Source organism: Thioclava sp. F34-6, from assembly GCF_002213235.1.
Taxonomy (GTDB): Bacteria; Pseudomonadota; Alphaproteobacteria; order Rhodobacterales; family Rhodobacteraceae; genus Thioclava; species Thioclava nitratireducens.
On the sequence record NZ_NBOA01000004.1, the window covers coordinates 320,967 to 346,745 of the forward strand.

The following is a 25,779-nucleotide window of genomic DNA, read 5'->3' on the forward strand; positions in this document are numbered from 1 at the left end:
ACAAAACCCCGGATTCGGGCGCAATTCCGTTGAGTGACGGATCACGGGACGTTAAACCGGTTCGGACCTGCAGGAGGAGCACCGGCCCAATGCCCAGCAAGAACCGTATCACGCCCGAAGAGGCGTTGGCCTATCACCTCGACCCGCATCCGGGGAAATACGACATCACGGCGTCGAAGCCCATGACGTCGCAGCGCGATCTGTCGCTGGCCTACAGCCCCGGCGTTGCCGTGCCGGTGGAGGCGATCGCGGAGAACCCCGAGCTCGCCTACGACTACACCGTGAAGGGGAACATGGTCGCGGTGATCTCGAACGGCTCGGCCATTCTTGGGTTGGGCAATCTCGGGGCGCTCGCCTCGAAACCGGTGATGGAAGGCAAGGCGGTTCTCTTCAAGCGCTTCGCCGATGTGAACGCGATCGATATCGAGCTCGATACCGAGGATGCCGAAGAGATCATCAACGCAGTGAAGCTGATGGGGCCGACCTTCGGTGGGATCAACCTCGAGGATATCAAGGCACCGGAATGTTTCATCATCGAGCAGCGGCTCAAGGAGTTGATGGACATCCCGGTGTTTCACGACGATCAGCACGGCACGGCGGTGATCTGTGCGGCGGGTCTGATTAACGCGCTGGAGCTGTCGGGCAAGAAGATCGAGGACTGCAAGATCGTGCTGAACGGCGCGGGGGCTGCGGGCATCGCCTGTCTGGAACTCGTGAAGGCGATGGGCGCGAAGCACGACAACTGCATCATGTGCGACACCAAGGGCGTGATCTATCAGGGCCGCACCGAGGGCATGAACCAGTGGAAATCGGCCCATGCGGCGGTGACCGATGCCCGCACGCTGGAAGAGGCGATGAAGGATGCCGACGTGTTTCTCGGGGTGTCGGCCAAGGGGGCTGTGACGCCCGAGATGGTTCAGTCGATGGCCGACAACCCGGTTATCTTCGCGATGGCGAATCCGGACCCGGAAATTACCCCGGAAGAGGCGCAATCGGTACGTCCCGATGCGATCGTGGCGACGGGGCGGTCGGACTATCCGAACCAGGTGAACAACGTCCTCGGCTTTCCGTACCTGTTCCGTGGCGCACTCGACATTCACGCCCGTGCGATCAATGACGAGATGAAGATCGCCTGCGCCAACGCCCTGGCGGAGCTGGCGCGCGAAGACGTGCCCGACGAGGTCGCGATGGCCTATGGGCGCAAGCTGAGCTTCGGGCGCGATTACATCATTCCGACGCCCTTCGATCCGCGGCTGATCCACGTGATCCCGCCGGCGGTCGCGAAAGCCGGGATGGATACCGGCGTGGCGCGCCGTCCGATCATCGACATGGAAGGCTATGCCCAAAGCCTGAAGGCGCGGATGGACCCGACCGCCTCGATCCTGCAGGGCATCCACAGCCGCGCGCGTCAGGCGCAGGCGAAGATGATCTTCGCCGAGGGCGATGACGAGCGGGTGCTGCGCGCTGCCGTGGCCTATCAGCGCTCCGGCATGGGCGAGGCGCTGGTCGTGGGCCGCGAGCAGGACGTGAAGGAAAAGCTGGAAGCGGCAGGTCTGGGCGATGCCTATCGCGAGCTGCGCGTAGTGAATGCGGCCAATTCCAAGCATACTGAGACTTACAAGGATTTCCTCTACAAACGCTTGCAGCGGCAGGGCATCGACCGGCAGGACGCGCATAAAATGGCGACGCGTGACCGGCATGTCTTCGCGGCGCTGATGCTGGTCCATGGCCATGGCGACGGGATGGTGACCGGGGCGACGCGCAAATCGGCGCATGTGCTGGAACTGATCAACAAGGTGATCGACGCGCGGCCTTCGGATGGCGCGGTCGGGATCACCGCCGTGCTGAACAAAGGCCGCGTCGTGCTGATCGGCGATACACTGGTGCATGAATGGCCCGACGAGCACGATCTGGCGGATATCGCGACGGCGGGGGCGCATGTGGCGCGCGGGCTCGGGCTCGAACCCCGCGTGGCGTTCTGCTCCTTTTCGACCTTCGGCTACCCGGTTTCGGAGCGCGCCACGAAGATGCATGTCGCACCGAAAATCCTCGACCAGCGCGGCGTGGATTTCGAATACGATGGCGAGATGACCGTCGATGTGGCGCTCAACATGGAGCAGATGAAGAACTATCCGTTCTGCCGTCTAACCGGCCCAGCCAATATCCTCGTCGTGCCCGCGCGGCATTCGGCGTCGATCTCGGTTAAGCTGATGCAGGAAATGGCGGGCGCGACCGTGATCGGACCCATCCTGACCGGCACGAGCCATGCCGTGCAGCTCTGTTCCACGAGCGCGACGGTGAACGATATCCTGAACATGGCGGCGCTCACCGCGTGCAAGCTCTGCCTGAAGGAATGATTTGAAAAAGGCGCGCGGTGATCCGCGCGCCTTTGTCGCTTTATCCGAGCGCGTAACCCGTGCCGCGCACCGTGCGCACCGGATCATCTCCACCATTCGCCATCAGTGCCTTGCGGAGCCGCCCGACATGGACGTCGATGGTCCGGGTGTCGACATAGATGTCGCGTCCCCAGACCCGGTCGAGCAGCTGGTCGCGGGTCCAGACGCGGCCCGGTTTTTCCATCATCGTGGACAGCAGCCGGAACTCTGTCGGCCCGAGTTTCAGCGGCTGGCCGTTACGGAAGACGCGGTGTTCCTCGGCATCGAGGATGATGTCCTCGAAGCTCAGCCGTTCACCCATCGTCGCGGGGCGGGTGCGGCGCAGTTGCGTGCGCACGCGCGCCATGAGCTCGACTACCGAATAGGGCTTCACGACGTAGTCGTCTGCGCCGGTTTCCAGACCCCGCACCCGGTCTACCTCTTCCGAGCGCGCCGAGAGCATGATGATCGGGATGTTGCGCGTGTCGGAATTGGCCTTCACGCGGCGGCAGATCTCGATGCCGGAAACGTTGGGCAGCATCCAGTCGAGCACGATCAGATCGGGCTTTTCTTCCTTCACGAACAGCAGGCCCTCGTCGCCGTTCTCCGCCATCACGACGCGAAACCCTTCGGCTTCGAGGTTGTAGCTGAGAACTTCGCGCTGGGCGTTTTCGTCTTCGACCACGAGGACGCAGGGCTGTTGGGCTGGCGACATTTTTCAGGGTCTCCGGTCAGGCCACGCTGGAACTTTTCGGACGCGCATCCTCCGGCATTTCGCCGGTCACGAGATAGATCACCTGTTCGGCGATCGTCGTCGCGTGGTCGCCCATCCGCTCGATATTCTTCGCGATGAAATGCAGGTGCATGCAGGGCGTGATGTTGCGCGGGTCTTCCATCATGTAGGTCAGGAATTCGCGGAACAGCGCGTTGTACATCTGGTCGACTTCGAGGTCGCGCTCGCGCACATCGGCGGCCAGTTTCGCGTCTCGCTGGATATAGGCGTCGAGCGCGTCCTTCAGCATCGCTTCCGTGGTGCCGGCCATACGGCGGATCGCGGTGGCGGTGCCGGTAATCTGCGGGCCGTCGGACAGAACCTGCGTGCGCTTGGCGATGTTTTTCGCGTAATCGCCGACGCGCTCGAGGCTCGCCGAGATCTTGATGACCGAGAGCGCCATGCGCAGGTCGCGCGCGGCGGGTGCGCGCAGGGCGATCAGGCGCGCGGCTTCTTCGTTGATCTTCTCTTCCAGTTCGTCGACCGCACGGTCGCGGGCGCGGATTTGCTCGGCCAGTTCGAGGTCGCGCACTTCGAGGGCGCGGGCGCTTTCGAGGATCTGTTCCTCGACGAGGCCGCCCATCTTCACGACCAGGGCCTGCACGGCTTCAAGGTCGCGGTCGAAGGCGGAAAGGATATGCTCGCTCATGATTATTTGCCTCCTCAGCCGATCCGGCCGGTAATGTAGCTTTCCGTCCGGCTGTCGGACGGGTTGGTGAATATCTTGTCCGTATCGTCGTATTCGACGAGATTCCCGAGGTGGAAGAACGCGGTTCTCTGGCTGACGCGCGCGGCCTGCTGCATCGAGTGCGTCACGATCACCACCGAGAAATTCGCCCGAAGTTCGTCGATCAGTTCCTCGACCTGCGCGGTCGCGATCGGGTCGAGCGCCGAGCAGGGCTCATCCATCAGCAGCACTTCCGGCGAGGTCGCGACGGCGCGCGCGATGCACAGGCGCTGTTGCTGGCCGCCGGAAAGCCCGGTCCCGGGAGCGTGGAGGCGATCCTTCACTTCGTTCCACAGCGCGGCCTTGCGCAGCGAATCCTCGACCACCTGATCCAGCTCGGCCTTGTTTTTGGTCAGGCCGTGGATTTTCGGGCCGTAGGCCACGTTGTCGTAGATCGATTTCGGGAAGGGGTTCGGTTTCTGGAACACCATGCCGACCTTGGCGCGCAGCTGCACCGGATCGACGCGCTTGTCGTAGATGTCCTCGCCATCGAGCAGGATTTCTCCCTCGACGCGGGCGACGTCGATCGTGTCGTTCATGCGGTTCAGGCATCGCAGGAAGGTCGATTTCCCGCAGCCAGAGGGGCCGATGAAGGCGGTGACAGTCTTGTCGAGGATGTCGACATTGACGTCTTTGATCGCGTGGGTGTCGCCGTAGTAGACCTGCACGTTGCGTGCGGTGATCTTGATGTCGTCAGTGGTCACGGCTCTCTCCGTCAGGCTCATGTCTTCCATGTCTCGCACTCCCTTACCAACGGCGCTCGAACTTGCGGCGAAGGATGATGGCGATGATGTTCATGCCCAAAAGGAAGATCAGTAGAATGATGATACCTCCCCAGGCGCGTTCGTAAAATGCCGGGTCGGCGCGCTTGGCCCATTCGTAGATCTGCGCAGGCATGGCGGAGTTGGGAGAGACGAAGCCGTCCCAGAACCCGTCCGGCGAGTTCGTTGCGATATAGCCGACCATCCCGATCAGCAGGAGCGGCGCGGTCTCGCCCAAGGCTTGCGCCAGACCGATGATCGTGCCGGTCAGGATGCCGGGCATCGCCAGCGGCAGAACGTGGTGGAATACCGATTGCATCTTAGACGCGCCGATGCCGAGCGCCGCGTCGCGGATCGAGGGCGGCACGGCTTTCAGCGCGGCGCGGGTCGAGATGATGATCGTCGGCAAGGTCATCAGCGTCAGCACGAGGCCACCGACCAGCGGGGCCGATTGCGGCAGATGCGCGAACTGGATGAACACCGCGAGGCCGAGGATACCGAAGACGATCGACGGCACTGCGGCGAGGTTCGAGATGTTCACCTCGATCAGGTCAGTGAAGCGGTTCTTCGGTGCGAATTCTTCGAGATAGATCGAGGCGGCGACCCCGATCGGCAGGGCCAGCACCAGCACCACGAGCATCATGTAGAACGAGCCCAGCATCGAGATCCCGATTCCGGCCTGCTCGGCGCGGCTGTCCGAGGCGTCGGCGCCGAAGATGAAATCCCAATTGAAGCTCTTGTGGATGATGCCCGCGTCACGAAGCTGATCGACGAGGTCGAGCTGCGCCACGGTGATGTTCTTGTCCTTGGCGATCTCGTCGCGATGCACCCGCCCCTTGAGGTAGCTGTCGACCCGCGAGGATGCGAGGATCTCGAAATTCACCGTCTGGCCGATCAGCGATGGGTCTGCGAGGACCGTATCGCGAACCTGGCTCGCGGCAGAGGCCGAGATCAGGTTCTTCATGTCCTTCGCCTTGGCGAGATCGGTTGTCGCGCCGGATTTCTCCACCGCGTCGAGAAGCCCTTTCTCGATCAGCGGTTTGTAGGTGAAGGTCGTCGCCTTCTTAAGGTCCGCCGGGTCGCGGTTGCCCTTCTTGTCGAGCTTTGCGGCGTCTAGGTAGACCGGCACCTGAATGAAGGTCTGCTGGAATGCGGTCGCACCGTTGGAGACGATCGTCACCAGCAGGATCACGAGGAAGGCGAGACCAATCCCGATCGCACCGATGCCGAGCGCTTTGAAACGCTTCTCGGAGGCGTTGCGGCGCTTCGTGCGGGCATCGACATGATGCAGCGAACGTGTCGCGGGCTGGCTTGCGCCGTGTTGGGTCGCATCACTCATTCGTATTGCTCCCGGTATTTGCGCACGATGTAGAGCGCGAAGATATTGAGCCCCAGCGTCAGGACGAACAGCGTCATGCCGAGCGCGAAGGCGACCAGCGCCTCGGGGGAAGCGAAATCGGCATCGCCGGTGAGCTGCGAGACGATCTTGGCGGTGACGGTGGTCATCGCGTCGAACGGGTTCATGCTGAGGCGCGCGGCGGCGCCTGCACCCAGCACGACGATCATCGTCTCGCCAATGGCGCGCGAGGTCGCAAGGAGCACCGCGCCGACGATGCCGGGCAGGGCGGCGGGCAGGATTACCTGCTTGATCGTCTCGGATTTCGTCGCGCCGAGGCCGTAGGAGCCGTCGCGCAGCGATTGCGGCACCGCGTTGATGATGTCGTCGGACAGCGAGGAGACGAAGGGGATCAGCATGATGCCCATCACCAGACCCGCGGTCATCACCGCCGTGCCCGCATGCATCCAGCCGCCATCTGCCATCGCAGCGGTCGGACCCGAGGGGCCGAAGATCGACAGCAGGAAAGGCCCGACGGTCAGCAGGGCGAAAAGGCCGTACACGATGGTGGGGATCCCGGCGAGCACTTCGAGCAGCGGTTTCACGACGCTACGCACCGATTTCGTCGCGTATTCCGACAGGTAGACGGCCGCGAACAACCCGATCGGAACCGCCACGAGAAGCGCCACGAGCGAGATGTAGAGCGTGCCCCAGAGAAGCGGCAGGATACCCAGCTCCGACCCGCCGCCGAAGCTCGGCGACCAGGTGGTGCCGAAGAAGAAATCGGTGATCGGATAGAGGCGGAAGAACTCGATCGTATTGAAGACAAGCGAGAGGACGATACCGATCGTGGTCAGGATCGCGATCGAGGCGGCGGCGATCAGAAGAACGCGAACCCCGTGCTCCACCGTGTTGCGGGCACGAAAATCCTTGTTCGTGCGTATATAGGTGACGGCGAAACCCGCGGCTGCGGCGAGAAGGACGAAGATCGTCATCGCCAGATCACCGGTCGAGGTCATATCGCGATAGGTCTGTGCCGCCTTCAGCGTCGCCGGATCGACATTGGAGCCGAGCGCGACACCGACCGAGCCGAGAACGTCGCGCAGGTCCGTGGTCTGAAGATCGAGATTCGCGGCTTGTCGTGCGCTCAGCGCGCCTTCCGAAATCGCGATATCGAGCCCGTCGGCGACGCGCCGGACATCCGACATCACGAGGCTCATGTTCGAGCCTTCCAGCAACGTTTCCGGAATCTCGGCGGAGACGCGAGCATTCACGATCAGCGGCTGTGCCACCATCCAGACCACAAGGAGAAGAAGCGCCGGAACCGCGGTGAACATCGCGACGTTGAAGCCGTAATAATTCGGCAAACTGTGCAGGGAACGTCGGTCTTCGCCCGCCGAATGCAGCGCGCGCATTCGACCCATCACGAAGCCGACTCCCGCCAGCACGACCACGATCACAACGATCCACAAAACAGGCATTTCAGCCCCACCAGTTGGAAATTACCAAAAAGGAAAAAGGGGGCGGCGAAATATGCCGCCCCCTGAAGATAGCGGTCTCGATTACGAGCCCGAACCCATGGTCACTTCGTTCGCCACGGCTTCCTGGGTCTTCGCCAGTTCCGGGTCGGCGACGAGGCCGTATTGAGCGAGCGGGCCGTCGGGGCCAGCCATGTCGTCGGAGACGAAGAACTCAGCGTATTCCTTCAGGCCGGGGATCACGCCGATATGCGCTTTCTTGACGTAGAAGTAGAGCGGACGCGACACCGGGTAGTCGCCCGACGCGATGGTTTCGGTCGAGGGCTCGACGCCCGACATGGTCGCAACTTTCAGCTTGTCGGTGTTGTTCTCGTAGAACGCCAGACCGAAGACGCCGATGCCGTTCGGGTTCGAACCGATGCGGGCGAGGGTCTCGGTGTAGTCGCCGTCGATATCGACAGCCTTGCCGTCGGTGCGGACTTCCATGCAGGCCTTGCTGGCAGCCTTGTCGTCCATGCCCGAAGCCATGAAGGCTTCTTTGGCGCCGGTGGCTTCGCAGCCAGCTTCCAGAACCTTCTCTTCGAAGACTTCACGGGTGCCGTGCTTGGTGCCCGGGATGAAAGCGACGATGTCGGCATCCGGCAGGTCCGAGTTGAACTCGTTCCACTTGGCGTAGCTGTTGTCGACGATCTTGCCGTCCTTCAGGACCTTCGCGCCGAGCGCGTTGAAGATGTCCGAGGGCGTGAACGCGTTGAAGGCCGGGCCGTCTTTTTGCGACGCGAAGACGATGCCGTCATAGCCGATGCGAACTTCCATGATGTCGGTGACGCCGTTGTCGGCGCAGGTCGCGACTTCCTTGTCCTTGATCTTGCGCGAAGCGTTCGCGACGTCGATCGTGTTTTCGCCAACGCCTTCGCAGAAGCGCTTCAGGCCAGCCGAGGAGCCGCCCGATTCCACGACCGGGGTCGGGTAATCGAAGTTTTCGCCGAAAGCTTCGGCGACGATGGAGGCGTAGGGCAGCACGGTCGAGGAACCGGCGACCTGGATGTTGTCACGCGCGATGGCGGCGGTGCCCGAAACGGCGACGATCGCGATCGCGGAAGCGGCGAGGTTGAACGATTTCATAGATCACTCCCAGTGTTCTGAAATTTGGGCCGTCGTGTGGCCTCAGCGCGGTCCTAGGCGTCTTCGGTGACGCTTATGCAAACATTATGTAACAGCTATGTGACAATCTACGAGTCCGTGAAGGATCGTGATCAGCCTCGCGAAATCGCCTGTGCAATCAGGACGGGAACCTCACGATGCGCCCCGATTTCGGGCAAAAGGCTCCCCCGGTAGCTAGCCGCCTGCAACGCCTGAGGAATATCGCCTGTCACATGTCCTGCCCGCAGCGCGAAGAACGGCAAACACACGCCATCCGGGTGTGCCCGGGCCACGTCTTCAAGGTAGGGCGGCTCCTCGATCAGGGCCACATGAATCTCCGGCATGAGCGGATTCCGGACCAGAGTTTCCGCCATGTCGTAAACCGAATTGCGCGATTTCCGCGAGATTTTCGACCCGTGCGCCACGAGAATCACCGGCGAGTCGGTCGGGACATTTTCTGATTCACGCGCCTCGAAAATGACCTTGGTCAGCAGATCGGGCAGCGCCGGATCGACGCCGAACGGATCGAGCTGGCGCGCATCAGATCCCGCAGCCGCCAGCCGTCGCGGAAGTTCGGTCTTTGTGAACCATCCCTGGGCCATGAAATAGGGATAAATCAAAGGGTTTTCGTGCCGCGCCAAGGCGGCTTCCAAAGACCCCGGAGTCGCGAGCGTCGCCGCATCTATGGAGCGCCCGGAGCTTTCTGCTGCAACCTTTTCGGCCAAGGACAGCAGGGCCTTTTCCTGAGTTTCAGGCTCTGACGGGGATCCATGTGCGACGAGAATGACCGGTTGCATGGGCTTAGATTAGCGCGGCGGCGTCCCTTGGCAACTGCCTGACTCCCGCGTGAATTCTGCATTAACGCCATGAATTTTAAGAGTATTGTCCGCAGATGCCATTTGCACGAGCATTTCTTTGGATATACGGAGATCAGAGAGGCTAGGACGGCCAGACCCGAGATTTTGTTTCACGTGGTGCGCAGGGGTGCGCGCGGGGTGACGGAGGGTTCTGGCCGAGGTGCCGGAACCCTCCAGTTTTTCCTGCTCAGTTCGGATCGGTCTCGCCCATGTCGCAGACGATCTTCCATTCTTCTTCGGTGACGGGCTGAACTGACAACCGCATCGAGGTGACGAGCGACATCTCCGACAGGCGCGGCTCGCCTTTCACATCGGCCAGCGTGACAGGCTTGGTGAACGGCCGCACCGCCTTGAGATCCACGCAATCCCAGCGCGGATCGTCGGTCGTCGAATCCGGATGGCTCTCGGCGACGACTTCGCAGATGCCGACGACCTCCTTGCCGATATTCGAATGATAGAACAGGCCGCGATCGCCGATCTTCATCTCGCGCATGTTGTTGCGCGCGAGATAGTTGCGGATGCCGTCCCATTCCTCGCCCGCATCGCCCTTGGCGACCAGATCGTCCCAGGAAAACTTGTTGGGTTCCGATTTGAACAGCCAGTACCGCATCAGCCGATCACCTTTTTCCACGCCTTGACCTGCACATCCTCGAACAGTCCCGCCTTGGCATAGGGATCGTTCGCCGCCCAATCCTGCGCGGCTTTGAGGCTGTCGACTTCGAGGATCACGAGTGAACCCACCATCTGTTCATTCTCGATAAACGGGCCCGCCATGACGACTGCGCCGGTCTCTTCGATATAGGCGAGATGCGCCTCGCGATTGTCCATCCGGGTTTGCAGGGCGCCGGGTTTGTCGCGGCAGATCACGGCAAAATACATCTCATTCCTCCTTCAAGGGGCGGGCGAGCAGAGCCTGCATCGCCTCATCCACGCTGATTGTTCGTTCGGTAAGCGCAAGAACCATCGCGGCGACGGGAATTTCCAGCCCGCGCCGATGCGCCAGCTTGTTCAGGGCCCCGGCGGTCGCGACGCCCTCGACGGTGATCGATGGATCGAAGCCTTCGCCGGACCCGATCGAGCAGCCCAACCGGAAATTGCGCGATTGCGTCGAGGTGCAGGTCAACACCAGATCGCCGAAGCCCGACAGACCCGACAGCGTCTCGGCCCGCGCACCCAGTTCCGTCGCGATCCGCAACATTTCGGCGAAGCCGCGGGTCATCAGCGCGGCGCGCGCGGAGTCCCCGAGCCCCGCGCCGATCACGGTGCCCGCGGCGATCGCGTAGACGTTCTTCAGCGCACCGCCGAGTTCCGCCCCGGTCGTATCGGTCGTTCGATAAAGCCGCAGCGTCGGCGTCGACAGCTCGGCCTGCAATTCCTCGGAATGATCGGCGCAGGCAAGCGTCAGGGCGGTCGGCAGACCGCGCGCGATATCGGCTGCGAAACTCGGCCCCGTCAGCACGGCGGCGCGGGCGCCGGGCACCTTGGCGCGGATCAGGGCCGTCGGCCCTTGGCCGGTGGAGAGGTCGATTCCTTTGGAGCAGGAGACCAGGGTTTTGCCCGCGAGCGTCTCGGAATGGGCATCGAGAAAGCCGGCCATCTTCTGCATTGGCATCGCGAGAAGCAGCGTCTCGGCGGCGAGCGCGTCCTCGATGTCTGCCGAAACAATGATGTCTTCGGGCAGCTTCACACCCGGAAGGCGGCGCGAGTTCTCCCGGCTTGCCTGCATGGTCCGAACCTGCTCGGCATCGCGCGCCCAGAGGGTCACCGGTCCGTTTTGAGAGAGGCTCACCGCCATCGCGGTGCCAAAAGCGCCCGCGCCCAAGACCGAAATCGTCATGCCTTCGCCCCCTTCTTTCCCGATCCGAGAAGCGGCGCGGCGCTCCGGTCCAGCGGCCAGCGCGGGCGGGCGACCAGATCCATCCCGTCCTGCGCGCCGCTGCGGAACCGTTCGATCCCGGCCCACGCGATCATCGCCGCGTTATCGGTGCAAAGCTTTAAAGGAGGGGCCACGAATTCGGCGCCCATTCCTTGTGAAACAGTCTCTAATCCGGCCCGAATGGCCTGATTTGCCGCGACGCCACCTGCGACCGCGAAACCGGGATTGGCGGGCGAAAGCTTTAGATATTCCGCCAAGGCACGACGCGATTTCTCGACGAGAACATCCGCGATTGCCTGCTGAAAACCGGCGCAAAGATCGGCGCGGATCTGGCGCGGCAGCCCGCCATGCTCCGCGACCACCTGATCGCGGGCGCGCAGCAGTGCCGTCTTCAGCCCGGAGAAGGACATATCGCAGCCGGGCCGATCCAGAAGGGGCCGCGGGAAGGCGAAAGCCTTGGGATCGCCCTTGCGCGCCTCGGCCTCGACGGAGGGGCCGCCGGGTTGGGGCAGTGCCATCAGTTTCGCTGCCTTGTCGAAGGCCTCGCCTGGCGCGTCGTCGATCGTGCCGCCGAGCCGCGAAAAATCTTCCGGCCCCTTCGCGATCAGGAACTGGCAGTGCCCGCCGGAGACGAGCAGCATCAGATAGGGAAACTCCAACCCGTCGGTCAGGCGCGGGGTTAGCGCATGGCCCGCCAAATGGTTGACGCCAACCAACGGCAGACCTGCCCCAACTGCGAGCCCCTTGGCGCACATTACACCCGACATCACCCCGCCGATCAGCCCCGGACCCGCCGTCACGGCGATGCCATCCAATGCGCCGAGCCCAAGCCCGGCTTGCTCCAGCGCCTCTTCGACGCAGAGATCGAGCTTCTCCGCATGGGCGCGCGCGGCGATTTCGGGGACCACGCCACCGAAGGCCGCATGCAGATCGGTCTGCCCGGCGACGACGCTCGAGAGGATTTCCGGCTTGCCATTCGTGAGGCGCACGATCGCCGCCGCCGTATCGTCGCAGCTCGATTCAAGCCCGAGAAAGGTCAGCGTGTCGGTCATCCGGGTGCCTGTTGCGTGGGTTATCCAACGCAGGTAACACCGGGGAAGCGTTCGCACAATCCCGGGGCGGTGCATGGACAGCCAGTCTGAGAGACCGATTCTCCTCGTTACGCGACCCGCTGTTGCGGCAGAGGGATTCGTTCGGGCCTTTCGCGACAGGTTTGGCACCGATTGGCCGGCTGTAATCTCGCCACTGACCGAGATCGAGTTGCTGGACACGCCGATCCCCGAGTTCCAGACAGCGATCTTCACATCGCAACATGCGGTGGCCGCGTTTCATCGGATGGCGCAGGGAAGAGGCCGTCAAGCCTATTGCGTGGGGCTGCGCACGGCACAAGCAGCGCGCGAGGCCGGGTTCGACGCGATCGCCGGGCCGGGCGATGCCGAGGCTCTGAGCGAATTGATCGCCCGGCAGCAACTCGGCGGAAAACTGCTCTTTCTGAGAGGGGAGCAGATTGCCTACGACCTTGAGGAACGGCTGAATTCCGCCGGAATAGAGACTGAATCGATGATCCTCTACCGCCAGCTTCCGCGTCCGTTGAGCGACGAGGCGAAGGCGGTTCTGCGCGCATCGCGCCCTGTTTTGGCACCGATTTTCTCGCCGAATGCGGCGGACCGCTTCCTTGATGCGCTGCCGCAGGCGCCGCACCCGCCGCTCTTTGTCGCAGCCATGAGCGAGGCAGTGGCGTCTCGCCTCAAAAGCGCTAGCTTGTGCCATCTGGAAGTCGCTCGGCATCCTGACGCGCAAGGGATGCTCGATGCGCTTGCCGTCTTGCTGCAAAGGCAAAAGGCGGGTTGAGCAGGCGCGGGCGGACTTCTAAGTTGATATGAACGCGCAATTTGGTGCGGCAGCGGAGGGCTTAGACGATGGCGAAACGGACAACCGGAAAATCTTCCGAGACGAGTAAGCCGGAAGACGCGAAATCGACCGCCGAGTCCGAGGCCAAAACCGACGCCGCCACTTCTCAAACCTCGTCGAAGGACACCAAGGCGGCGGCGTCGCCCGAGGCGAAAGATAAGCCGAGTACGGCTGTCGCCAGTAAAACGGACACTGCTGCGAAATCGAGCTCGTCGGCGAAGCCGTCCTCCACCTCTACGTCTTCGTCCAAAACGGATACCTCCAAGACCGCGAATGAGGCCGCCAAGTCGACCTCCACTCCGACCTCAGCGCCAGCGACCAAATCCGACACCCCCGCAAAATCGGATGCGGCGTCGAAGTCCAGCTCTACACCTGCGAAGGCTGAGACGACTTCGACTCCGGCTACGAGCAGCGCCAAGGCGGAGATCGAGCCGAAGAAAAGCGAGACAGCGAGCGGCTCGGAGAATAAGTCGCAGACCACGAAGCCGGCGACTGCGACGAGCTCGACGAGCAGCTCGAACGCCGACAAGACCTCGCCGAAAAGCGATACGGCAACGTCCGGTGCGTCGTCTCAGCCTGTGATCGAAAAGCGGGGCGGGTTCGGCTCTGCTTTCCTCGGAGGCGTGATTGCTGCCGTGATTGGGGCCGGCGTCGCGATCTGGGCGATCCCGAACCTGCCGCCGCAGCTTTCGGGATGGCTTCCGAACGCGCCGGCCCCGGTCGATGGGGCCGCCATTCAAAGTCAGCTAGACGATCAATCGAAACAGATCAGCCAGCTCTCGGAAGAGCTCGCGACCCTGAAATCGTCGCAACCGCCGGCGCCGGATCTGTCCGGTGTGCAGAGCGCGCTCGATCAGGTCAACGCGGATATCCGGACGAATAAATCGGCGCTCGAGGACTTGAAATCGCAGATCGCGTCCCTGCAAAGCGACAATGGCGGCAGCGCGGCTCAGGCCGAAATCGAGGCGGCAGCGAAAGCCGCCGAGGCCCGGATCAAAGAGGCCGAAGCGCAGGCCCAGAGCCTGAAATCGCAAAGCGAGGCGGCGGCCAAGGCCGCGATGACGCAGGCCGCGGCGGCGCGCGTGAAAGCGGCGCTCGATGCGGGAACGTCGCTCGACGCGCCGCTGGCCGATCTGCGCGACGCGGGTGTCGACATTCCGGCGGCGCTCAACGGCGACATTCCGAGCCTTCAGTCGTTGCAATCGAGTTTCCCGGATGCCGCGCGAGCCGCGCTTCAGGCGGCGCGCCGGACCGAAACGGGTGGCTCGATCAGCGATCGAGTTGGCGCCTTCCTTCTGGCGCAGACCGGGGCCCGGTCGGTCGCGCCTAAAGAGGGCGACGGGGCGGATGCGGTGCTGTCGCGGGCGCAGGCCGATGTCGATCGCGGCGCGCTCTCCGATGCGCTCGACGAGATCGCGAAGCTGCCCGACCCGGCGCAGGAGGCGATGTCCGAATGGGTGAACCGGGCGAAAACGCGGATGGCGGCGATCGACGCGGCCAACCAGCTTGGCGCGACGCAATAAGGAGACAGACATGATCTGGTCATTCATCAAAATCGCGCTGTTTCTGATTGTCGTCGCCGCCGCGACGCTGGGCCTCGCGCATCTCGCCGAGATGACGGGCGGTCTGCGGATCACCACGCTCGGCATGGAATTCACCCTCGGCCCGCTTCAGGCGGTGATCGCGGCGATTGTCCTGTTCATCGCGATCTGGATCGTGATCCGTATCGTCGGTCTGGTGGTGGCGTTCTTGCGCTTCCTGGCGGGCGACGAAACCGCGATCACCCGCTACTTCGACCGCCATCGCGAACGCAAAGGCTATCAGGCGCTGTCCGAAGGGTTGCTCGCGGCGGCGTCCGGCGAGGGCAAGCTCGCGATGTCGAAAGCGGCGAAGGCCGAACGCTATCTGCAACGCCCGGAGCTGACCAACCTTCTCACCGCGCAGGCTGCCGAAGCCTCGGGCGACTCGAAGAAAGCGACCGAAGTCTACAAGCGGCTTCTGGCGGATGATCGCACGCGGTTCGTCGGGATTAGGGGGCTGCTGCGGCAGAAGCTCGAAGCGGGTGACACCGAAACCGCGCTGAAGCTCGCGCAGAAAGCCTATGCGATCAAACCGCGCCATCGCGAGGTTCAGGATACGCTTCTGAGCCTGCAGACCGAAACGGGCGACTGGAAAGGTGCGCGCGAGATCCTTCAGGCGAAGATGCGTCAGGGCGAATTGCCACGTGATGTGCATAAACGCCGCGACGCGGTGCTCGCGCTGCAAGAGGCGAAGGGTGTTTGGGAAGAAGGAGCGAGCGTCGAGGCGCGTGAGGCCGCGATTTCGGCCGCCAAGGCGTCGCCCGATCTGGTGCCGGCCGTGGTGATGGCGGCGCGCGCCTATATCGACAAGGGCAAGAAGGGCGCGGCGGAGCGGATCCTGCGCAAGGCCTGGGAAGTTCAGCCGCATCCAGATCTTGCCACCGCCTTCGCCGAGATCGCCCCGGACGAGTCGCCCGATGCACGGTTGAAGCGATTCTCGAAGTTGCTTTCGAGTCGTCCCGACCATGAGGAAACGCGGCTTCTGAAAGCCGAACTGAACATCGCGGCCGAGGACTTCCCGGCGGCGCGCCGGGCGCTGGGCGATCTCGTCGAGACGCATCCGACGGCGCGGTCGCTGACGATCATGGCCGCGGTCGAGCGTGGCGAAGGGGCGGAAGATGTCGTCGTGCGCGGCTGGTTGGCCCGCGCCCTGACCGCGCCGCGCGGTCCGCAATGGTGTTGCGACAAGTGTCAGAACATCCAATCCGAATGGACACCGATCTGTGATAACTGCAACGGTTTCGACACGCTCAGCTGGCGCGAGCCCCAACAGGCGCAATCGCCGCTGCCGCATGGGGCGGAGATGCTGCCCTTGATCGTCGGCAAACCGGCTGCGGAGCCCGCGTCGAAGGAGGAGGATCAGTCGGAGGACGCTGCCATTCAGGACGCTGAAATCGTCGACCCGCCGAAGGATGAGGGCGACGCTGCAGGCGCATCGAAGGAGGCACAAAGCCGAACTGCGACAGCTTGATCATTTTAGGGCTACACATCCCCGAAAGAGCATGGTAATCGCCCGCCAGAGTGCCGGTGTAGCTCAGCTGGTAGAGCACGTCATTCGTAATGATGGGGTCGTAGGTTCGAGTCCTATCACCGGCACCACTTCTTGAAAGTTCAGGCGCAAAGGCGGAACCGCAAGGTTCCGCCTCGCTTGTTTCCGCCTCGTTTTTCGAGTGTCTTTCGATCAATTTACCACAAACTCAGCATGCAATGCCCCCGCGGCATTGATGCTTTTGAGGATGTCGATCATATCGCGCGGACTGACGCCGAGCGCGTTCAGTCCCGCCACCACTTCCGATAGCGAGCTGCCCTGCGCGACCTCAGCCATACGAATGCCGGGCTCTTGCGTCAGCGTTGCCTGCGATCTGGGCACCACGACCGTATCACCTTGTGAAAATGGATTGGGCTGCACCACGAGGGGACTTTCTTCCACTTTGAGGGTCAGGTTCCCCTGGCTGACGGCGACCCGCGATATCCGCACGTCGCGGCCCATGACGATCGTGCCCGAACGCTGGTCGACTACCACCCGAGCGCGCTGCTCCGGTTCGACGCTGAGATTCTCCACTCGCCCGATTGCATGTGCGACCGAGCGCGCGCGCGTCTCGCGGATGTGCAATGCGACCGTGCCGCCATCGAGCATTTCCGCGACGCGCCGGCCGTATTCGCGGTTGATCGCGTTTTCTATCCGGGCTGCGGTGGTGAAGTCTGGCGTGCGTAGCGCGAGGCGCACCGTCTCCAGATCATTTATCTCAAACGCGATTTCACGTTCGACGCGCGCGCCGGAAGGAATATTTCCCGCGGTCGGCACCCCTTGAGTCACCGAAGCGCCGTTTCCTTGTGCTACCGCTCCGCCGGCAATGATGGCGCCCTGCGCCACCGCGTAAATCTCTCCATCCGCCGCCTTCAGGGGGGTCATGACGAGGGTGCCGCCGAGGAGACTCTTCGCATCGCCAATTGCTGAGACCGTGATGTCGATTTTATTTCCTGCGCGGGCGAAGGGCGGCAGGCTCGCCGTGATCATGACGGCAGCGACGTTTTTCGGCCGAAGCTGCTCCCCGGTAACGTTAACGCCCAGTCGTTCGAGCATGTTTGACATGATTTCTTCGGTAAAGGGAGCGTTGCGCAACCCATCGCCCGTTCCGTTCAGCCCAACGACGAGCCCATAGCCGACGAGGTCATTTCCGCGCACGCCATCGAACTCGACGAGATCCTTGATCCGGATCGGTGCGCTTAGGACGAGCTGCGGAATGATCAAAAGCGCAATAAGAAAATAGCGCCACATCACATGTAGTCCGTCATCGAGAGGTTAGAGAGCCGGCTGGTCAGTAGGTAGAGCGTCTCGATCTGAGACCGTACCGCTTCGAGCGCGGTCGCGGACTCGTAGGGGTCGGCCCCGATGAGTGTCGTTCGTGCGATTTCGAGACTGGCGCGTTCGGCATCGTTTCGCGTAGCGGCCGAGGCGATCTTGCCTTCGACAGAGCCGACTTTCGCTGCCAGTTCGACAGTTGAGAGAGATCCCGAATGAATTCTCTCGCCTGCCCCCTTTGCGAGCGCACTTCGCTGGACTAGATCTCCGTCAAACAACCCGCGGTCCAGAAGCGCGCCTATGGCGTAGCCTTTGATCGTATCTTTGATGCGTGGATCGTCCGCGGTGACGTCGATTGCCGCGGTCTCGCTTTCTGCGATGTGAAATTTACCTCGCGCTTCGCCGCCTTGATAGAAGGTTGCGCTAAATCCGGCGGGATCGTCGAACCAAACATCGAGCGTCATGAGCACGTCCGTCGCACTGGTCGCTCCCGCGATCTCCGTGGAAAGAGAGGCGAGAATCGTTTCTGAACCGGGTAGCGGAGGCGTGTCGCCGCTTTCGCCCGCGAATATGTATCGCCCGACTGAATTCGTGTTGAGAGTTGCGATCAAGGCGTCAAACTTTTCGGCAGCAGACGCTACGGTTGTGTCGATCATTGTCTTGCTGGAGGTTGTCGCCGCGGACATGAGTGCCATGCTGACGCCATCGTCGAGGTTGGCAACACGCTCGAGGCTGCTTTGCATCGCTTCGGTGTATTGGCGCGCCTCGCTGGTAGCGAGAGCGAATGCATCGAACAGTCTGAGGCTTCGATTGATCGCAGTGAGCGCGCTGAAATCGCCCGCAACGGCGGTGCCGAGGTCGGATTTTACGCCTGACGTCACTTCTCGGGTAAGGCTTGCCAGTCTCGTATCGAGCGCGGCGCTGTGGCGTCGCATCTGGAAATTCAGCGCCATGTCTCCGAACGAGAGATAATTCATCTCAAATCTCCAGAAGCTGTTTGATCAGCGCGTCCGCGGTTTGGATGACCCGCGCGTTGGCGCTATAAAGTTCTTCAATTTGCAGAAGTTTCTGCATTTCGTGATCTGTATCGACACCATCCGCGAGCGCCTGTTCTTTCAATGTATCGTAGCGGGTTTTTGCGTAGGTTTGTGTCGCTTCACTGCGTTGTCGGTCGCTCGTCACTTGGGAGAGAAAGCTCGCGAAAAGTTCCGCGCTCGAATGACGCGAGGAACCGAAATTGCCAGAGCTGGGCGCGGATGGGGTCGTGAAGGCGGAGGCGAGGGCAAAAAGATTTTCCGCGTTGCTCACAGGGCCGGGGGAGGCGGCACCGAGCCCGTCGCGCAGCAGGGAGAGCGCGCCGCCTTGTTCAGGGTCCGCAAGCGGGTTGATAGCGATCCGGCCGGCGAGGCCGGTTTCATCGAGCGGATCGAGCGGGCCTCCATCATCGGTGAAAAGCCCTGCTGTGCCGCCGCTGAGTGTCGGGTCGATCGCCGGATCGCTGACCCTCTCAATGAGGTCGCGAGAGAGTGCATCTATCTGGATTTGCTGGTCTGGGGCGAGCGTATCACGGATCGTGAAGAGAGCACCCAGTGATCCGCCGCCGAGGAAGCCGTCCTCGTCGATTGAGACGGCGTTTCCGTTGAGGGTCAAGCCGGAGAGGGTGCCTCCGACGTAGGTCATATCCGGTGTGATAATGCCGGTTGATATGAAACCGATTTCTACGGGGTTCCCTTCGAGAAGAACGGCGCCGCCCGTGGTAAAGAGTGCGATTTGGTCGTTTTCGCGGGTGGCTTGCCGGATGGGGACGATGCTGGAGATCTGGTCGACCAATGTTTGGCGTTGATCCTTGATCGCATTCGTGTCGTGGCCCGCTGCCTTTCCAGCCAGTATCGTAGCGTTGAGTTCGTCTACCTGCGAGAGGGCGGTATTCAGGGTGTCGACCTGTGCCGCGATTTGCCGGTCTGCAGTCATTCGGCTGTCCTGCAGATGTGCCGAAAGCGCATTCAAGTGATCCGTGACGGCCCGGGCGGAGTCCAGCACAGTGGCTAGGCGGGCTTCGCTTTCTGGGCGGCTGCCAGCTTCAACGAGCGAAGCTTCAAACTGCGCAAATTTGGACGACAGGGAACTCGCGTCCTCTGGTGTGCCGATACGGGCTTCGAAGGTCGACAGGAAATCGTAGCGGAGCGACGCGTTTTGTGTTGCGGCGTCGGAGAGGCGAAGATCACTTCGAAGAGTCTCGTTGACGATACGATCCACGCTCAGAACGCGGACTCCGGCGCCTTGCCGACCGACCATCTGGGCGCCAAGTGAAACCTCGCGCCTCGCGTAACCTTCGGTAAGCGCATTCGCGGTGTTGGAGGCGACGACCTCTACCATACGCGAAGCCGCGGTGAGCCCCGACAAGGCATTGGACAGCGTTTGCGAGATTCCCATTTTGACCTCCTTTAGCCGGTCCGATCAGGATCAGCGTTTGATATTGGTGGTTTCCTGCAGCATTTCGTCGACCGTCTGGATCACCTTGGCGTTGGAGGAATAGGCGCGCTGCGTCTGGATCAGATTGGTTAACTCCTCTGCGACGTCGACTGTCGATCCTTCGCGGGCGTATCCCTCGATCGAGCCTGTGGGACCGTCGCCAGCATTCCAGAGAAAGAAGGAGCCCGACTTCGACGACACTTCGAACGTCTGGTTGTCGAGCGCGATCAAGCCGTTCTGATTGGGCACGTCGACAAGCGGAATCTGGTAGACGGTGCGGATGAAGCCGGTGTCATAGGTCGCCTTGATATAGCCGTCCTTGTCGATCTCGACCGCAGTGAGATTACCGACTGGCGAGCCATCCTTCGTGATCGATGTGGGCGAGAAGCTGTCGGATAGCTGGGTCAGCCCGTTGGTATCACCGATCTTGCCGATCGTGACGCTGAGCGGTCCGCCTGCCACGGTGAGATCGAGCGTGCCGGTTGCGGAATCGTAGGAGCCACCATCGATGACATTGACGGAGGCGAGGGTGCCGCCGCTGCTGCGGCTGTCGTCGAAGGTCAGCACGTAGCGCCCGATGACGCTTTCATCGATTCCGGCGGTGCCGGGATCATCGACCGTCGCGCTGTCCCGAATGACCATCGCCCATTCGTTGGAGGAGCCAGTTGCGGGGACCGTCGGATGGAAGGTGATATCGAGCGTTTCGGAGGTTCCGAGATTGCCGAAATATTCGACCGAGAGCGGCAGCGTATCGCCGCTCGCCCCGGCCTCCGTGTCGGTGGCGGGAAGGTTGACGCCGAGATTGAGTGTCGTGGTCGGGTCGCCGGCGGTCTGGTTGGCATTGATCACGACGGGTTCCAGGCCCGACATCGTGTCGCGCGCGAAGGTCGGGATCGTCCCGTCCGCGCTGGCGGGCCAACCGAGGAGAACGAGCCCTGATTCCGTCATCAACGTCCCGTTCACATCGCTGCGGAAGGCGCCGGTCGTCGTCATCTTCAGCGGCTCGTCTCCCGTCGAATTGTCGAGCGCGACCGCAGTCATCACGGGGAGCATGCCGCGGCCCGACACTGCTATATCGAGCGCGTTCGATGTCGAGACGAGCGAGCCACGCTCCTCGATCAAGCGGCTCGTGGCTGCGCGGACGCCACCGGCGGAATAGGAGCCGGTCTTCGCGGCCTGATTGATGACGATACTCTCGAATTCGGTGACGGCGCGCTTGTAGCCGTAGGTGCCCGAATTGGCGATATTGTCCGAGATCGTTGCAAGGCGGGTGGCATTCGCGGCCAAGCCGGCCACGCCCGCATTGAGCGAGGAAGAAATGGACATGGATGCGCCTTTCTGCTGCTAAGTCCGAAATTCCCCTTACCTTTGCGCGCGGGTATTTAAGATCGCCCTAACGAGTCCGTCCTTTTACCTCTGTGGTTTCCTCTTCGCTAAGGGCGCCTTACCGGCCATTGCGCAGAACGATCACTTCGAGACGGTTGTTGCGCAGATCCATCGCGCGCGTGACCTTCGGTTTGCGATCGGCGAAGCCGCTTACGCGTTGCATGCGCTCGGGAGGGAACCCGGCCCCGTTCAGCAATTCACGCATCGCTTGCGCACGCGCGGCCGAAAGCTCCCAGACCGGGTCCTTGGCCAACATTTTCGGATAGGATTTCGTGTAGCCGTTTATCGCCACGTTATTCGCGACAATCGAGAAGACGCGCGTAAGGATCTTCGCCAGATCGGTGAGCACCGGCTGCGGCTTGGCCGTGTCGCCGACGAACAGCGGCGCGTCGGGTAGATCGGAAATCTCGATGATCAGCCCTTCGTCGGTCACCCGGGTCACGATGTGGCGGGCGAGCTGCTCGCTGACCATCGACTCTCCGCCGACGCCCATCAGCGCCTGTTCGATGGCCCGGGCCACCTCCTTGAAAGCGGCCTTGTCGCTGTTCTGCTTGTCCTCGGCGGATTTCTCGCCGCGGGCCTGACGCTCTTCGGTCGGGCGCTGCGAGATGGCGCCGGTACCGGTCTGCGCGATCTGATCCTCGGAGAAGACGGAATCGCCGCCGAAAGCCCCTTCGCCGCCACCAGAGATCCGGTTGATCGGGATCGTCGGATTGAAGTAATCCGCGATGCCCTTGCGTTGTTTCTCGGTCGTCGCGTTCAGCAACCACATCAGCATGAAAAACGCCATCATCGCAGTGACGAAATCAGCGTAGGCGACTTTCCAAGCCCCGCCATGATGTCCGTCGCCGCCGGTGACCTTCTTGCGCTTGATGATAATTGGCGCGGCGTTTTCGCGGTTGCTCATTCCACCACCTCTTTTCACCCGCGTCCGCTATAGTGGTCGCGTGTTAACAGGTGATTGATGGATAAAAAGTGCGCTATCGGCGTCTTCCCTTGTCGTGGCGCTGGCAGTCGCTAGATTTGGCGGATGGATGGGGACCCGAACACAATGAACGTTGACCCGGCCGATCTGATTGCCTGTCCGCAATGCGACGCGCTGTACCGCGCCACGCATCTGCCCGATGGCAAGCGGGCGACCTGTGCGCGCTGCGGAACCGTTTTGATCTCGCCGCGCGAGAGGTCCTTTCTGCACGTCGTCGCATTCTCCTTCACCGGGATGATCCTGATGATCGGGGCGATCTTCTTCCCCTTCCTCGAAATCTCCACCCGCGGGTTGAGTCACGAGAGCTCGATCTTCGGCGTCGCGATGGCGTTTTCCGACGGCTGGATCGCGCCTCTGGCTTTCTTCGTGCTGTCGATGATCGTGGCGCTGCCGATCTTCCGCTTCGTCGCGCTGATCTACACGCTCTGGCCGCTCGCCAATGGCAAGCCCGCATGGAAACACGCCGCGACCATGTTTCGCCTCGCCGAAGAGAGTCAGCCCTGGGCGATGGCGGAGATCTTCATCATCGGGACAGCGGTGGCGCTGGTGAAACTCGGGGGTCTCGCCAAGGTGTCGCTCGGGCCCGCCTTCTGGGCCTTCTGCGTGCTCATCATCGTGATCGCGCTCAAGAACTCCTTTGTCAGCAAATGGACGATATGGGACGCGATCGAGCGAAAATGAACGTGCTGACCGCCACCGATGCCGGATTGATCGGCTGCACCCGCTGCGGTCGGGTCTGGACGCCGGATCATGCGCATTGCGAGCGCTGCGGCGCGACGCTGCACAAGGTCGACAAGACCGGGCTGCAGCGGGTCTGGGCATGGTGGTTCGCGGGGCTGATCTTCTACCTCCCGGCCAACCTCTACCCGATGCTCGTTACGGCGACGCTCGGTCACGAGCAGCAAAACACCATCGTCGGCGGCGCGATCGAGCTATGGCGGCATCACAATTACGGCGTGGCGCTGATCGTCTTCGGGGCCTCTGTGATGATCCCGATCGGGAAATTCATCGCCATCGCCTATCTCGCCATCGCGGTCGGAAACGAGCGCCGCAAGGGTGGTCATCCTCATCTGCACCTCTACGAGGTGGTGGAGTTCATCGGTCGATGGTCGATGATCGACGTCTTCGTTGTGGCGATCCTCTCCGCGCTGGTGCAGCTTGGCTTCGTGGCCTCGATCCATCCCGGCCCTGCCGCCGCGTCTTTCGCCCTCTCGGTTGCATTCACCATGCTATCCGCACAAAGCTTCGACCCGCGCCTGATCTGGCGCGGCCCTGACAGAGTGAGTTCATGAACGACACCCCCGAGACCGGCCCGGCAGAACTGGAAACCTCCAACGCCCCGCGCCCGATCTGGACGCGGCTTTCCGTGGTCTGGATCGTACCGCTGATCGCATTGCTGATCACGCTTGGTGTCGCCTGGAAGACGGTCTCGGATCGCGGGGAGCTGATCCATATCGATTTCAAGGACGCGACCGGGGTCGAGGTGGGCACGCCTCTGAAGTTCCGCGAGGTCGAGGTCGGCAAGGTCGAGAGCGTCTCGTTCACCCACGATCTGGAGCAGGTGCGGCTGGGCGTGCGCCTCGACAACGAGGTCGCACCTTACGTCGATCAGGATGCGAAATTTTGGCTGGTCCGCCCTGAAGTGTCGGCGCGAGGTATTCAGAACCTCGGGACGGTGCTGTCGGGCACCTATATCGAGGGCTTCTGGAACAACAAGCCCAACGGTTCGCAGACCCTGTTTCAGGGACTGGACAAGCCGCCGGTCTCTCCCGATCCGAGCAAGGGCACCATCATCGAGTTGCGTGCGAAGGACGCGGGCGGGATCGTAGATGGGGCGCCGGTTCTCTATCACGGGCTGACCGTGGGCCATCTGCAGAACCTGCGGCTCGACGACGACGGCTCCGGCGTGATCGTGGACGCATTCATCGAAGCGCCGCACAACAAGCTGCTCACCACCCAGACCCGGTTCTGGGACACGTCGGGCTTCTCCGTGAAATTCGATACCTCGGGTCTCAGCCTCGACGTGCGCTCGCTTGCGACGCTGGTACAGGGCGGGGTGGAGTTCGACACCTTCACCAGCGGCGGCGGGATCGTCGAAGATCAACAAGCGTTCCGGCTCTATGACAGCAAGGACACTGCGGAAAACTCTGTCTTCCAGTCCGATGTGGTCGATCCGCCAAAATACACGCTGCTCTTCGACGACCCTGTGCAAGGGCTCGAAGTCGGCTCGAAAGTGCAGTTCCGTGGCGTCGAGGCGGGCGAGGTCACCGCGCTCGCGATCAAGATCCGCAAGGACAGCACCGGTCAGCGCTACGCGCAGCAACAGCTGACGATCGCCCTGTCGCCGGACCGGCTCGGGCTGTCGCGCGACGCCGGCGAAGAGGCCGTGACCCAGTTCCTGCAGGGCGAAATCCAGAACGGCCTGCGGGCGCGTATCGCGAATACCGGCCTTCTGGGCGGCACCATGGTGATCGAATTGACCGATGTGCCGGATCTACCGAATGCCGAGATGAATCTGGATGCCGATCCCTATCCGACGATCCCGACCGCGCCTGCGGCGGAGAACGATCTGGCGAAATCGGCGAAAGGGGTGTTCAAGCGCATCGAAGGCCTGCCGATCGAGGAAGTGATGAACTCCGCCATCCGCACACTTGACTCGATCTCCGCCGTGGCCGAGAGCGAAGACACCCGTAAGGTGCCGCGCGAATTGTCCGGCCTGCTGGAGCAGCTCAAGACCTTCGCGACCGATCTGAACAACAAGGATGCCGCAGACAAGACGGTATCCGCGCTCGACAGGGTGACAGAGGCTGCTTCGTCGGTGCTTGAAGAAATCTCGGGTCTCGACAAGACGCTCGCTTCCGCGGATCGCGCGGCTTCTGCGATCGCGGATATGCCGCTCAAGGACGTGGGCGACAAGCTCGACACGATCCTCGCCAGTATCGACGCGCTTCTGAACAAGCCCGGCACGCAGGACCTGCCGCAATCGCTCAACGATACGCTGACGCAGACGGCGGCGATCTTGAACCAGCTGAAGGAGGCCAATGCCGCCGACAAGCTGAACCAGACCCTCGATGCGGCGCAGAACGCGGCGAATTCGGTGTCGAAAGCTTCGGACCGCCTGCCGGAACTGACGCAGAAGCTGCAATCGCTGGTCGATCAGGCGCAGGCGCTCGTCGCGACCTATGGCCGTGGATCCAACTTCTCGAACGAAACCCTCAGCACACTACGTGAGCTGCGTCGGGCGATCTCGAACATCGGCTCGCTCGCGCGTATGATCGAACGAAATCCGCAGTCCTTCATTCTGGGCCGCTAACAGG

At 62.3% G+C, this 25,779-nt stretch carries 24 protein-coding genes and 1 tRNA gene; 8 read left to right on the top strand and 17 right to left on the bottom strand.

The features are described from left to right. The first annotated feature begins 89 nt into the window (after positions 1-89). Positions 90-2,357 carry an NADP-dependent malic enzyme gene (locus B6V72_RS10545; RefSeq protein WP_088719953.1) on the top strand — a complete coding sequence of 756 codons (2,268 nt, stop codon included), beginning with the start codon at positions 90-92 and terminating at the stop codon, positions 2,355-2,357. A gap of 40 nt (positions 2,358-2,397) precedes the next feature. Here B6V72_RS10545 and phoB read toward each other — a convergent pair whose 3' ends face one another. The 11 genes from phoB to tsaD all read right to left on the bottom strand — a co-directional run bounded on the left by phoB (position 2,398) and on the right by tsaD (position 12,377). Beyond that, complete coding sequence (phoB, locus tag B6V72_RS10550; protein WP_075776718.1) at positions 2,398-3,090, bottom strand: phosphate regulon transcriptional regulator PhoB; 693 nt, start codon at positions 3,088-3,090, stop codon at positions 2,398-2,400. A 16-nt stretch (positions 3,091-3,106) separates the two neighbouring features. Continuing rightward, positions 3,107-3,796 (bottom strand): phosphate signaling complex protein PhoU, encoded by a 690-nt coding sequence (gene phoU, locus B6V72_RS10555; protein ID WP_199224649.1) that lies wholly within the window; start codon positions 3,794-3,796, stop codon positions 3,107-3,109. Between the two features lie 14 nt (positions 3,797-3,810). Then, positions 3,811-4,608: a phosphate ABC transporter ATP-binding protein PstB gene (gene pstB, locus B6V72_RS10560; protein WP_075776717.1), complete on the bottom strand. Its 798-nt coding sequence runs from the start codon at positions 4,606-4,608 to the stop codon at positions 3,811-3,813. Between the two features lie 13 nt (positions 4,609-4,621). Continuing rightward, the gene (gene pstA / locus B6V72_RS10565) at positions 4,622-5,974 is read right to left on the bottom strand and encodes a phosphate ABC transporter permease PstA (protein ID WP_088719954.1); all 1,353 of its coding nucleotides are present in this window, start codon (positions 5,972-5,974) and stop codon (positions 4,622-4,624) included. After that, positions 5,971-7,452, bottom strand: coding sequence for a phosphate ABC transporter permease subunit PstC (pstC, locus tag B6V72_RS10570; protein WP_088719955.1), 1,482 nt, complete (start codon positions 7,450-7,452; stop codon positions 5,971-5,973). The genes pstA and pstC overlap by 4 nt, the downstream gene beginning before the upstream one ends. A gap of 81 nt (positions 7,453-7,533) precedes the next feature. Then, positions 7,534-8,574, bottom strand: coding sequence for a substrate-binding domain-containing protein (locus B6V72_RS10575; RefSeq protein ID WP_088723508.1), 1,041 nt, complete (start codon positions 8,572-8,574; stop codon positions 7,534-7,536). 131 nt (positions 8,575-8,705) lie between these two features. Further along, positions 8,706-9,317: a CbiX/SirB N-terminal domain-containing protein gene (locus B6V72_RS10580; RefSeq protein ID WP_168173033.1), complete on the bottom strand. Its 612-nt coding sequence runs from the start codon at positions 9,315-9,317 to the stop codon at positions 8,706-8,708. A 319-nt stretch (positions 9,318-9,636) separates the two neighbouring features. Next, positions 9,637-10,059 (bottom strand): EVE domain-containing protein, encoded by a 423-nt coding sequence (locus B6V72_RS10585; protein WP_075776712.1) that lies wholly within the window; start codon positions 10,057-10,059, stop codon positions 9,637-9,639. Beyond that, positions 10,059-10,328, bottom strand: a complete 270-nt coding sequence (locus B6V72_RS10590) for a YciI family protein (protein ID WP_088735511.1) — start codon at positions 10,326-10,328, stop codon at positions 10,059-10,061. Before B6V72_RS10590 ends, B6V72_RS10585 begins: the two co-directional genes overlap by 1 nt. A 1-nt stretch (position 10,329) precedes the next feature. Further along, a complete protein-coding gene (locus B6V72_RS10595) occupies positions 10,330-11,286 on the bottom strand; it encodes an NAD(P)H-dependent glycerol-3-phosphate dehydrogenase (RefSeq protein ID WP_088735512.1) in 957 nt (318 codons plus the stop codon). Beyond that, complete coding sequence (gene tsaD / locus B6V72_RS10600) at positions 11,283-12,377, bottom strand: tRNA (adenosine(37)-N6)-threonylcarbamoyltransferase complex transferase subunit TsaD (RefSeq protein WP_088735513.1); 1,095 nt, start codon at positions 12,375-12,377, stop codon at positions 11,283-11,285. The genes B6V72_RS10595 and tsaD overlap by 4 nt, the downstream gene beginning before the upstream one ends. 73 nt (positions 12,378-12,450) lie before the next feature. On the opposite strand from tsaD, the gene B6V72_RS10605 reads away from it, so the two are divergent. Continuing rightward, the gene (locus tag B6V72_RS10605) at positions 12,451-13,176 is read left to right on the top strand and encodes a uroporphyrinogen-III synthase (RefSeq protein ID WP_088735514.1); all 726 of its coding nucleotides are present in this window, start codon (positions 12,451-12,453) and stop codon (positions 13,174-13,176) included. A 166-nt stretch (positions 13,177-13,342) separates the two neighbouring features. On the opposite strand, the gene B6V72_RS10610 is transcribed toward B6V72_RS10605, so the two are convergent. Continuing rightward, on the bottom strand, positions 13,343-13,765 hold the full coding sequence (locus B6V72_RS10610; protein WP_088735515.1) for a hypothetical protein: 423 nt from the start codon (positions 13,763-13,765) through the stop codon (positions 13,343-13,345). Between the two features lie 94 nt (positions 13,766-13,859). On the opposite strand from B6V72_RS10610, the gene B6V72_RS10615 reads away from it, so the two are divergent. From B6V72_RS10615 to B6V72_RS10625, 3 genes are all read left to right on the top strand, one after another. Continuing rightward, entirely contained in the window at positions 13,860-14,759 is a 900-nt protein-coding gene (locus tag B6V72_RS10615; protein ID WP_146696197.1) for a hypothetical protein, read from the top strand. Positions 14,760-14,769: 10 nt separating this feature from the next. Then, on the top strand, positions 14,770-16,287 hold the full coding sequence (locus tag B6V72_RS10620; protein WP_075776705.1) for a heme biosynthesis HemY N-terminal domain-containing protein: 1,518 nt from the start codon (positions 14,770-14,772) through the stop codon (positions 16,285-16,287). A gap of 52 nt (positions 16,288-16,339) precedes the next feature. Then, positions 16,340-16,415, top strand: a tRNA-Thr gene (locus tag B6V72_RS10625). 82 nt (positions 16,416-16,497) lie between these two features. On the opposite strand, the gene B6V72_RS10630 is transcribed toward B6V72_RS10625, so the two are convergent. From B6V72_RS10630 to B6V72_RS10650, 5 genes are all read right to left on the bottom strand, one after another. Then, entirely contained in the window at positions 16,498-17,595 is a 1,098-nt protein-coding gene (locus tag B6V72_RS10630; protein WP_088735517.1) for a flagellar basal body P-ring protein FlgI, read from the bottom strand. Continuing rightward, the gene (locus B6V72_RS10635) at positions 17,595-18,596 is read right to left on the bottom strand and encodes a flagellin (RefSeq protein WP_088735518.1); all 1,002 of its coding nucleotides are present in this window, start codon (positions 18,594-18,596) and stop codon (positions 17,595-17,597) included. Before B6V72_RS10635 ends, B6V72_RS10630 begins: the two co-directional genes overlap by 1 nt. A 1-nt stretch (position 18,597) precedes the next feature. After that, on the bottom strand, positions 18,598-20,052 hold the full coding sequence (gene flgK, locus B6V72_RS10640; RefSeq protein ID WP_088735519.1) for a flagellar hook-associated protein FlgK: 1,455 nt from the start codon (positions 20,050-20,052) through the stop codon (positions 18,598-18,600). A 30-nt stretch (positions 20,053-20,082) separates the two neighbouring features. Continuing rightward, the gene (locus B6V72_RS10645; RefSeq protein ID WP_075776701.1) at positions 20,083-21,417 is read right to left on the bottom strand and encodes a flagellar hook-basal body complex protein; all 1,335 of its coding nucleotides are present in this window, start codon (positions 21,415-21,417) and stop codon (positions 20,083-20,085) included. A 118-nt stretch (positions 21,418-21,535) separates the two neighbouring features. Continuing rightward, positions 21,536-22,384, bottom strand: a complete 849-nt coding sequence (locus B6V72_RS10650; protein ID WP_088735520.1) for a flagellar motor protein MotB — start codon at positions 22,382-22,384, stop codon at positions 21,536-21,538. Between the two features lie 144 nt (positions 22,385-22,528). On the opposite strand from B6V72_RS10650, the gene B6V72_RS10655 reads away from it, so the two are divergent. Genes B6V72_RS10655 through B6V72_RS10665 form a run of 3 tightly spaced genes read left to right on the top strand, consistent with a single transcriptional unit; the run spans position 22,529 to position 25,775 of the window. Further along, entirely contained in the window at positions 22,529-23,143 is a 615-nt protein-coding gene (locus B6V72_RS10655; protein ID WP_240496962.1) for a paraquat-inducible protein A, read from the top strand. After that, positions 23,140-23,754, top strand: coding sequence for a paraquat-inducible protein A (locus B6V72_RS10660; RefSeq protein ID WP_240497716.1), 615 nt, complete (start codon positions 23,140-23,142; stop codon positions 23,752-23,754). The genes B6V72_RS10655 and B6V72_RS10660 overlap by 4 nt, the downstream gene beginning before the upstream one ends. Beyond that, on the top strand, positions 23,751-25,775 hold the full coding sequence (locus B6V72_RS10665) for an MlaD family protein (protein WP_088719970.1): 2,025 nt from the start codon (positions 23,751-23,753) through the stop codon (positions 25,773-25,775). The genes B6V72_RS10660 and B6V72_RS10665 overlap by 4 nt, the downstream gene beginning before the upstream one ends. Positions 25,776-25,779: the final 4 nt, after the last annotated feature.

Bases quoted from the DNA above. Each gene is read 5' to 3' on its own strand.
- B6V72_RS10545 (WP_088719953.1), top strand. From the start codon at position 90: ATGCCCAGCAAGAACCGTATCACGCCCGAAGAGGCGTTGGCCTATCAC.
- phoB (WP_075776718.1), bottom strand. From the start codon at position 3,090: ATGTCGCCAGCCCAACAGCCCTGCGTCCTCGTGGTCGAAGACGAAAAC.
- phoU (WP_199224649.1), bottom strand. From the start codon at position 3,796: ATGAGCGAGCATATCCTTTCCGCCTTCGACCGCGACCTTGAAGCCGTG.
- pstB (WP_075776717.1), bottom strand. From the start codon at position 4,608: ATGGAAGACATGAGCCTGACGGAGAGAGCCGTGACCACTGACGACATC.
- pstA (WP_088719954.1), bottom strand. From the start codon at position 5,974: ATGAGTGATGCGACCCAACACGGCGCAAGCCAGCCCGCGACACGTTCG.
- pstC (WP_088719955.1), bottom strand. From the start codon at position 7,452: ATGCCTGTTTTGTGGATCGTTGTGATCGTGGTCGTGCTGGCGGGAGTC.
- B6V72_RS10575 (WP_088723508.1), bottom strand. From the start codon at position 8,574: ATGAAATCGTTCAACCTCGCCGCTTCCGCGATCGCGATCGTCGCCGTT.
- B6V72_RS10585 (WP_075776712.1), bottom strand. From the start codon at position 10,059: ATGCGGTACTGGCTGTTCAAATCGGAACCCAACAAGTTTTCCTGGGAC.
- B6V72_RS10590 (WP_088735511.1), bottom strand. From the start codon at position 10,328: ATGTATTTTGCCGTGATCTGCCGCGACAAACCCGGCGCCCTGCAAACC.
- B6V72_RS10595 (WP_088735512.1), bottom strand. From the start codon at position 11,286: ATGACGATTTCGGTCTTGGGCGCGGGCGCTTTTGGCACCGCGATGGCG.
- tsaD (WP_088735513.1), bottom strand. From the start codon at position 12,377: ATGACCGACACGCTGACCTTTCTCGGGCTTGAATCGAGCTGCGACGAT.
- B6V72_RS10605 (WP_088735514.1), top strand. From the start codon at position 12,451: ATGGACAGCCAGTCTGAGAGACCGATTCTCCTCGTTACGCGACCCGCT.
- B6V72_RS10620 (WP_075776705.1), top strand. From the start codon at position 14,770: ATGATCTGGTCATTCATCAAAATCGCGCTGTTTCTGATTGTCGTCGCC.
- B6V72_RS10630 (WP_088735517.1), bottom strand. From the start codon at position 17,595: ATGTGGCGCTATTTTCTTATTGCGCTTTTGATCATTCCGCAGCTCGTC.
- B6V72_RS10635 (WP_088735518.1), bottom strand. From the start codon at position 18,596: ATGAATTATCTCTCGTTCGGAGACATGGCGCTGAATTTCCAGATGCGA.
- flgK (WP_088735519.1), bottom strand. From the start codon at position 20,052: ATGGGAATCTCGCAAACGCTGTCCAATGCCTTGTCGGGGCTCACCGCG.
- B6V72_RS10645 (WP_075776701.1), bottom strand. From the start codon at position 21,417: ATGTCCATTTCTTCCTCGCTCAATGCGGGCGTGGCCGGCTTGGCCGCG.
- B6V72_RS10650 (WP_088735520.1), bottom strand. From the start codon at position 22,384: ATGAGCAACCGCGAAAACGCCGCGCCAATTATCATCAAGCGCAAGAAG.
- B6V72_RS10655 (WP_240496962.1), top strand. From the start codon at position 22,529: ATGAACGTTGACCCGGCCGATCTGATTGCCTGTCCGCAATGCGACGCG.
- B6V72_RS10660 (WP_240497716.1), top strand. From the start codon at position 23,140: ATGAACGTGCTGACCGCCACCGATGCCGGATTGATCGGCTGCACCCGC.
- B6V72_RS10665 (WP_088719970.1), top strand. From the start codon at position 23,751: ATGAACGACACCCCCGAGACCGGCCCGGCAGAACTGGAAACCTCCAAC.